Genomic DNA, 7,378 nt, shown 5'->3' on the forward strand with positions numbered 1-7,378 from the left:
CAGCCTTAACTCAAGACCTAGAAAATGTTTGAGCTATAGAACACCTTTTGAGGTATTCTATAGCATGACTGGCATCGATGCTAGAGAATTGAAAGTTGTGCACTTATGATGCGAATTCACCATTTAGAGCGCTATATTTAGATTAATTACGCAGCTAATGTTTAAAGTAATGTCTAAAAGCCCTTAAATTCAGTTAAAAATATCTGTTTTTAATGTTATTTCACAATAAAATGAGCGTTTGTTTTTGCTATTTTAAAAATTTAGGAAATATTTAAAATGGATGATATTTAAGCTTTATGTGTGTTGATTTACCCAATTGCTAAAGTCTGGTGCGCTTAATGCACCCGATACACGATCAATTTCCTTGTCGTTTTTAAATATGACCAAGGTTGGAATTGAGCGAATACTGTATTTGGCAGAAATCGCCTGCTCAGCCTCAGTTTCAATCTTGATAAAGCGTGCTTTTGGCTCAAGTTGATTGGCTGCTTGTTTAAAAGTAGGTGCAAATTGCTTGCACGGCCCACACCAAGTCGCCCAAAAATCAACCACCAAAAGCTCGTCTGTTTTTTCAATGGCTCGGGTGAGCTGTGTGCCTGTCATTGAAATTGGCTCACCTTTATATAAAGGTTGTTTGCATTTTCCACAATTTGGATTGCTGTTTAATTTCTCTGTGGGAATTTTATTTAGTCCACCGCAACTTGTGCACATTGTAATCATAGATTTGTCCTTATACCATTTTCAAAAATAAACTAAACAATCTAGCACTCATCCTCATACCCACTAATTGACCTAAAAATACCTGTGTTATCAATAAGTAACACAGGTATTTTTAGGTCAATTAGTGGGGCGATTATAAGCACTATATTATTCATTTTATTCTTGAAAATGGTATTAGATTTTATTGGTATTAATTATTATCTATGGACAAGTGAACCAAATTACAAGTTAGGTAATGTGATCACTGGATGAGGTGTTTTTAAGCGGTGTATCTTGACGCGTGGATTTGCGCTTTGAACGTGGCACTTTGTTTTCTTTACGTTTAATTTTCTCTTTGGTTGAAACGATACTTTCAACAGACACCAATTGCTGAACACTTTTATTAAGTGCTTTGAATGCTTTTGGTGCTTGTATTTCACAGATTTGTTGAACAATCCATTTTTCATCGGCATCAGTCATGGATTTTTGAACTTTTTCTGCAAAATAACGCATGAACAAATAGTTTGGTTCGCCATCTTTGAATTCATAATCGCTATAATCTTGACTGCGGGCATTATAAGTTTGGATAAATTCTTGCCAATGATCGCCTGGGCCAATGCGCTCTTGTTTATTTTCGTGATAATAATCTGCCGATTGTTTGGCGAGTGCAATAATAAGCTCTTGACGTTGCTTTGTATCCAGCACGTCAAAGGTTAGGCGATCCACACATTGAATGAGATAACACATGTATTCACGGATAACATCAAATACCTGAGCCTTTTCAATAACAAAGGCCTCGTTAATTAAATCTTCTAGCTGGTTTTTGGTAATTCGCCAAGAGTTAAATGCCAAGGCGCCAGCAATGTCATCAATGGTTTTAACTTGAGATTTGTGCCAGGTACTTTTAACTCTCATACTGCATTATGTTAATTCAATAGTTGAGAATTTTAACAAGCAAATTGGGTGTATTTGCCGGTAATTAATGCGGGCGTTATTCGCAGTTGTAGTTTTTGAACGAGCCTAGATCATGCACTTCGTTAAAACCCATTTGAATAAGATAATTTTTAGCCGTTGCTGAGCGTGCACCACTTAGGCAATAAAGTACGATGGCTTTGTCTTTATCGATTACATTAGCAGCGTTCATGATGCCTTGAAGTGGTAAGCTGATTGCATTTGGCAGTGCACCACGAGAAAATTCCGCCGCAGTTCGAACATCAACAAGTTGAGCGCCATTGGCTAATAGTTTGCACGCATCAGCGGACGAAAATGAGTTAAACATAGTATAATTTCCCGAATAAGTTTTATTTAAAAGCTCTAGGTCAATTAGAGATTTAAATCAATATAAGGAAACCATTATATAACAATGCTGAGTAAAAAGCAACTAAGAAATGATGTAGACGCTGTTGCTAAGGCGCTACAAAAACGAAATTTTTCCTTTGATATCAAGGCGTTATCTGCACTAGAAAATAGTCGTAAAAAAAATCAGGTTAAAACTCAAGAGTTGCAAAATCTGCGCAACACCCAATCAAAATCTATTGGCAAGGCTAAAGCTGCTGGCGAAGATATTAAGCCGTTATTAGCCTCTGTGGCTGACCTAGGTGATGAGCTTGATGCAGCAAAATCAGAGCTGCAATCGATTCAAGTGCAAATTGATGATATTGCGCTATCTATGCCAAACATTCCTCATGATTCTGTACCAGCGGGCAACTCTGAAGATGATAATGTTGAAGTGTCAAAATGGGGTGAGCCAGGGCAGTATGATTTTGAAGTTAAAGACCATGTTGATTTAGGCGAGATGCACGGCCTTGATTTTGAAACGGCAGCTAAAATTTCCGGTGCACGCTTTTCTGTGATGACAGGAAAAATTGCACGACTTCATCGCGCTTTGACCCAGTTTATGCTGGATCAACATAGTGAGATTAATGGCTATACTGAAGCTTACGTACCTTATTTGGTTAATAGTGAATCACTGACGGGCACAGGTCAATTACCTAAATTTGAGGCAGATTTGTTTAAAACCCATTTGCATGGTGAAGAGGGCGATGCTAAAACATTGTACTTGATACCAACTGGTGAGGTGCCAATCACTAATATGATGCGCGACACCCTGGTGAATGAAAAAGAACTGCCTTTGAAATTTGTTGGTCACACGCCAAGTTTTAGATCTGAAGCGGGCGCTTATGGGCGTGATACACGTGGTTTAATTCGCCAACATCAGTTTGAAAAGGTTGAGCTTGTGCAAGTGGTTAAAGCGCAAGATTCTTATCAAACATTAGAACAGCTCACTGGGCATGCTGAAGGTATTTTGCAAGCACTAGAGTTGCCTTATCGAAAGGTGAACTTGTGTGCTGGCGACTTAGGTTTTTCTGCGGCAAAAACTTATGACTTAGAAGTTTGGCTACCTGGGCAAAGTGCCTATCGTGAGATTTCATCTTGTTCTTGTTTTGAGGATTTTCAAGCACGCCGTTTACAACTTAGATACAAGAATAAAGAAACCAACAAGCCTGAGTTACTACACACATTAAATGGCTCTGGTTTGGCAGTTGGGCGTACTTTAGTGGCTGTTTTAGAAAATCATCAACAGGCTGATGGCAGTATTAAAATCCCAAGCGTTTTACAAAGCTACATGGGTGGCTTAGAATTTATTACACAATAGGAGAGTAACATGAATTTATTAGATTTAATTATTAGCCCTGCATTTGCAGAAGGTGCAGCAACTGGCGGCGGTGATCCATTAGGCGGACTACCGTTTTTGATTATTATGTTTGTGCTGATGTATTTTTTACTCATCAGACCACAACAGAAGCGCGCCAAAGAGCACAAAACATTATTAGCAGCCCTTAAAAAAGGTGATGAAGTGGTTACCAACGGCGGTATTGTTGGCAGGGTTGCTTCTGTTGATGAATCTTTTGCGACATTGGAAATTGCCGATGGCGTTGTGGTTAAGGTGCAAAAGCAAGGCATTAACCAGAAATTACCTAAAGGTAGTGCAACACTTTAATTAACTCTAGGCTTGTTATGAATCAGTTTTCCGCTCTTAAAAATACGCTGATTGCGTTTTTCTTATTGTTAAGTGCCTTGTATGCATTGCCAAATATTTTTGGCTCTGATTTATCTGTTCAAATTTCTGCTAATGGCGATGCTGTTTTGACACAAGCTGATTTGGACAAGGTTAAACAGTCACTGAACACTCAGACCATTAGCTACAAGTCGGTTGAGTTAACAGGGCGTCGAATTCTGGCTAGATTTTCTGATAATAAATCTCAATTAAGCGCCAAAGAGGTGTTGAAGCAAGATTTGGGCCGTAACTATGTCACAGCGCTGAACTTGGCGCCATCTATTCCAGCCTGGCTGGCTGATGTGGGTGGTAAGGCGATGTCATTAGGATTGGATCTTCGAGGTGGTGTGCATTTCCTATTGGAAGTGGATATGCAGGCGGTGATTAATATGTCGCTGAATAAGTCTTATAATGAATTGCGTACTTTATTGCGCCAAGATCGTTTGTATAAGCGTGTTGATATTAAAGACGACAATTTGGCGGTGCTGTTCAAAACAGATGATGCAAAAACACAAGGCTTGAAGTTGATTCAATCTGAGTTAACTGATTTGGTTATTTTGGATGTACCATCAGACAATCCATTGCAGGTTGCTATTGGTATTAGCGAGAGCGCACAGTCAGAGGCAAAAAGTAATGCACTAAAGCAAAACATTACCACGCTTCGTAATCGTGTTAATGAACTGGGTGTGGCCGAGCCTATTATTCAGCAGCAAGGTTTAGAGCGTATTGTTGTGCAATTACCAGGTGTGCAAGATACGGCACGCGCCAAAGAGATTTTGGGTGCAGTGGCTACTTTGGAATTTCGTCTAGTGGATGAAAAGAATGATCCCCAAACTGCGATTCAGTCAGGCAAGACACCCATTGGCTCAAAGCTATATTATTTTAGAGATGGACGCCCACTATTGTTAAAAACTCGCGTTATTGCAACGGGTGAAAATATTACTGGTGCTGCCTCAGGAGTTGATTCTGAAAATGCAACGCCAATGGTTAATATTACTTTGGATAGCGCGGGTGGTCGAGCCATGCTTGATACGACCAAAAAATACATTCATCATCGTATGGCGGTGGTTTTTATTGAAAACAAAGTTGAAACGGTTTTAGAAAACGATAAATTGGTTAAGAAGCGTTCTACCACACAAGATATTATTAATGCGGCAACCATTCAAGGGACATTCTCTTCAAGATTTCAGATTACCGGGATTGATAGCGCTAGAGAGGCTAGAAATTTAGCACTCTTATTAAGAGCAGGCTCACTATCTGCACCGATTGAAATTATTGAGGAGCGTACCATTGGCCCAAGTTTAGGTGCAGATAATATTGCCAAAGGTGTGATGAGTGTGGTGATTGGTTTTATCTTGGTATTAGTCTTTATGGCGGTACGTTACCGTGTATTTGGCATGGTGGCTAATATTGCGCTAACGCTTAATTTAGTGATGATTGTGGCAGTCTTGTCACTCTTACAGGCAACCCTAACATTGCCAGGTATTGCAGGTATTGTATTGACTGTTGGTATGGCGGTTGATGCTAACGTGCTTATTTTTGAGCGCATCAAAGAGGAGTTGGGCTCAAATAGCAACATTCAAAAAGCCATTGCTGCTGGTTATGATAAAGCTGTGCTGACTATTGCTGATGCAAACATCACCACGCTAATTGCCTCTTTAGTGTTGTTTAGTTTTGGCACTGGGCCAATTAAAGGCTTTGCCATCACGCTGTCAATTGGCATTGTGACTTCGATGTTTACAGCCATTATTGTCTCGCGCGCCATTATTAATAAAATTTATGGCGGTAAAAAATTAGAGGAGATTTCAATATGAGTATGAAAGCTTTAAATATTCCAACCATTGATTTTGTTGGCAAGCGCACTTATGCCATTATTTTTTCTGCCATATTGTTGGCAGCAAGTGTTTTTTCATTAGCCACAAACGGATTAAAACTTGGTATTGATTTCACCGGTGGCACACTTATCGAAGTGGGTTATAAGCAAGGGGTTGATCTATCAGAAGTTAGAACAACGCTTGATCAGGCTAATTTTAAAAGTGCCAATGTACAATATTTTGGCTCAACCAATGAAATTCTAATTCGCCTTGAGCCGCAAACCATCTCAAGTGCGAAATTAAGCACTAAAATTATTCGTCTATTGGGCGATGATGTGGACATCCGACGTGTGGAGTTTGTTGGCCCTAAAGTGGGTGAAGAGTTGACTAATGATGGCGGTTTGGCGATGCTGTACGCTTTGATTGGTATTTTGATTTATGTTGCATTTCGTTTTGAATATCGTTTTGCTTTGGGCTCGATTACAGCTTTGGTGCACGATGTGATGATTACTTTGGGCGTTTTCTCTCTGTTTCAAATTGAATTTGATTTAACGGTATTGGCCGCTATTCTGGCAGTTATTGGTTATTCCTTAAACGATACTATTGTAGTATTTGATCGAATTCGTGAGAATTTTTTGTCAACCCGACACGTGGATCCGGCCAAAATTATTAATGGTGCGCTCAATCAAACATTATCAAGAACCATCATGACTTCAGTCACAACACTATTGGTGTTGTTAGCCTTGTTCTTTTTGGGTGGAGAGATTATCCACGGCTTTGCTATTGCATTGTTAATTGGTGTGCTGATTGGTACTTACTCCTCTATCTATGTAGCCAGCTCGATGATTCTTGCCATGGGCATTACTAAAGAAGATATGCTGCCTTCTGAAAAGGAAAAACAAGAAATTGACACTAGGCCTTAATTTTTTAAATGGCCTGTTTTTCTGAACAAACCCCATTCCAAACAGCATTAAATACGGTATCTATTTCTAACGTGATTGGCTTAACCATAACCTTGTCTAGTCTTAATTGGATGAGTTGAATTGCAAAACCAAACAGTAGTGCCATGGTCAAATCGACCGAGTGTATTTTTTGATCTATAATGCTATTCTTGCAATGAATTTTCACTTCTTTATGAATAGCTGAAAAAGGCTTTGATTGGTATATTGATTTAGAAAGCTTGCTATATTCAGAGTATTTTGAATGAAAAATAAACTGCATAGCCCTGGGTTCGCTCTCAGTCATTAAAAATAGTAATTCTATAATATGATAATATTTTTCTTGGAATGTATCGTATTGATTAATAACATCAATAAATGACTCCTCCATTTGCTCAAGAATTTTCTTTTGCAGGCTATCCGCAATAGCCTCTTTGCTGCCAAAATGATGATAAATTGAGCCAATGCTTACTTGTGATTTTTTCTGTATATGGTGTATTGATGTATTAAAAAAACCATGTTCTGCAAATAGTGTCAATGCGGCCTCATTAATCTTATCCGCCGTATTAAAAGTACATTGTTTTTTTGTATTTTTTGTGTAGAAAAACATATGTATGTATTATAAATTAAGTTGACGATGGTTTTAATTTTAACACAGTAACTTATTTTTATAAATAAAATGAACATTCATTCTAATTTTGTGTATATAATAAATTCAGAGTTTTTTAAACATGAGGAGAGAGGAATGAGAAAAGCTCGGAATTCAAAATGACCACACTATGTTGAAGCTGGTTTTCCATGTCATAAGGATTGGAAAGTCGCTTCTAATGCATAATTTTAAAAGGATAAGGAAATATGAAAATAAAAGCAGC

At 38.5% G+C, this 7,378-nt stretch carries 8 protein-coding genes; 4 read left to right on the forward strand and 4 right to left on the reverse strand.

The window, feature by feature from the left end:
• Positions 1–294: 294 nt before the first annotated feature.
• The 3 genes from trxC to PSN35_RS05145 all read right to left on the reverse strand — a co-directional run bounded on the left by trxC (position 295) and on the right by PSN35_RS05145 (position 1,975).
• Positions 295–717, reverse strand: a complete 423-nt coding sequence (gene trxC / locus PSN35_RS05135) for a thioredoxin TrxC (RefSeq protein WP_300030396.1) — start codon at positions 715–717, stop codon at positions 295–297.
• 228 nt (positions 718–945) lie between these two features.
• Positions 946–1,611, reverse strand: coding sequence for a hypothetical protein (locus PSN35_RS05140; protein ID WP_300030399.1), 666 nt, complete (start codon positions 1,609–1,611; stop codon positions 946–948).
• 76 nt (positions 1,612–1,687) lie between these two features.
• Positions 1,688–1,975 (reverse strand): rhodanese-like domain-containing protein, encoded by a 288-nt coding sequence (locus PSN35_RS05145; protein WP_300030402.1) that lies wholly within the window; start codon positions 1,973–1,975, stop codon positions 1,688–1,690.
• Between the two features lie 84 nt (positions 1,976–2,059).
• Here PSN35_RS05145 and serS point away from each other — a divergent pair, with 84 nt between their 5' ends.
• From serS to secF, 4 genes are read left to right on the forward strand one after another with little or no spacing between them, the layout of a single operon-like run.
• On the forward strand, positions 2,060–3,352 hold the full coding sequence (gene serS / locus PSN35_RS05150) for a serine--tRNA ligase (RefSeq protein ID WP_300030405.1): 1,293 nt from the start codon (positions 2,060–2,062) through the stop codon (positions 3,350–3,352).
• Between the two features lie 9 nt (positions 3,353–3,361).
• Positions 3,362–3,697 carry a preprotein translocase subunit YajC gene (yajC, locus tag PSN35_RS05155; protein WP_300030408.1) on the forward strand — a complete coding sequence of 112 codons (336 nt, stop codon included), beginning with the start codon at positions 3,362–3,364 and terminating at the stop codon, positions 3,695–3,697.
• A gap of 17 nt (positions 3,698–3,714) precedes the next feature.
• Positions 3,715–5,568, forward strand: a complete 1,854-nt coding sequence (gene secD, locus PSN35_RS05160; protein ID WP_300030411.1) for a protein translocase subunit SecD — start codon at positions 3,715–3,717, stop codon at positions 5,566–5,568.
• Positions 5,565–6,491 (forward strand): protein translocase subunit SecF, encoded by a 927-nt coding sequence (secF, locus tag PSN35_RS05165; protein ID WP_300030414.1) that lies wholly within the window; start codon positions 5,565–5,567, stop codon positions 6,489–6,491. Before secD ends, secF begins: the two co-directional genes overlap by 4 nt.
• A gap of 4 nt (positions 6,492–6,495) precedes the next feature.
• Here secF and PSN35_RS05170 read toward each other — a convergent pair whose 3' ends face one another.
• The gene (locus PSN35_RS05170) at positions 6,496–7,116 is read right to left on the reverse strand and encodes a TetR/AcrR family transcriptional regulator (protein ID WP_300030417.1); all 621 of its coding nucleotides are present in this window, start codon (positions 7,114–7,116) and stop codon (positions 6,496–6,498) included.
• Between the last annotated feature and the right edge of the window lie 262 nt (positions 7,117–7,378).

It is taken from the genome of Candidatus Thioglobus sp., from assembly GCF_028599055.1.
Lineage (GTDB): Bacteria > Pseudomonadota > Gammaproteobacteria > PS1 > Pseudothioglobaceae > Thioglobus_A.

Bases quoted from the DNA above. Each gene is read 5' to 3' on its own strand.
- trxC (WP_300030396.1), bottom strand. From the start codon at position 717: ATGATTACAATGTGCACAAGTTGCGGTGGACTAAATAAAATTCCCACA.
- PSN35_RS05140 (WP_300030399.1), bottom strand. From the start codon at position 1,611: ATGAGAGTTAAAAGTACCTGGCACAAATCTCAAGTTAAAACCATTGAT.
- PSN35_RS05145 (WP_300030402.1), bottom strand. From the start codon at position 1,975: ATGTTTAACTCATTTTCGTCCGCTGATGCGTGCAAACTATTAGCCAAT.
- serS (WP_300030405.1), top strand. From the start codon at position 2,060: ATGCTGAGTAAAAAGCAACTAAGAAATGATGTAGACGCTGTTGCTAAG.
- yajC (WP_300030408.1), top strand. From the start codon at position 3,362: ATGAATTTATTAGATTTAATTATTAGCCCTGCATTTGCAGAAGGTGCA.
- secD (WP_300030411.1), top strand. From the start codon at position 3,715: ATGAATCAGTTTTCCGCTCTTAAAAATACGCTGATTGCGTTTTTCTTA.
- secF (WP_300030414.1), top strand. From the start codon at position 5,565: ATGAGTATGAAAGCTTTAAATATTCCAACCATTGATTTTGTTGGCAAG.
- PSN35_RS05170 (WP_300030417.1), bottom strand. From the start codon at position 7,116: ATGTTTTTCTACACAAAAAATACAAAAAAACAATGTACTTTTAATACG.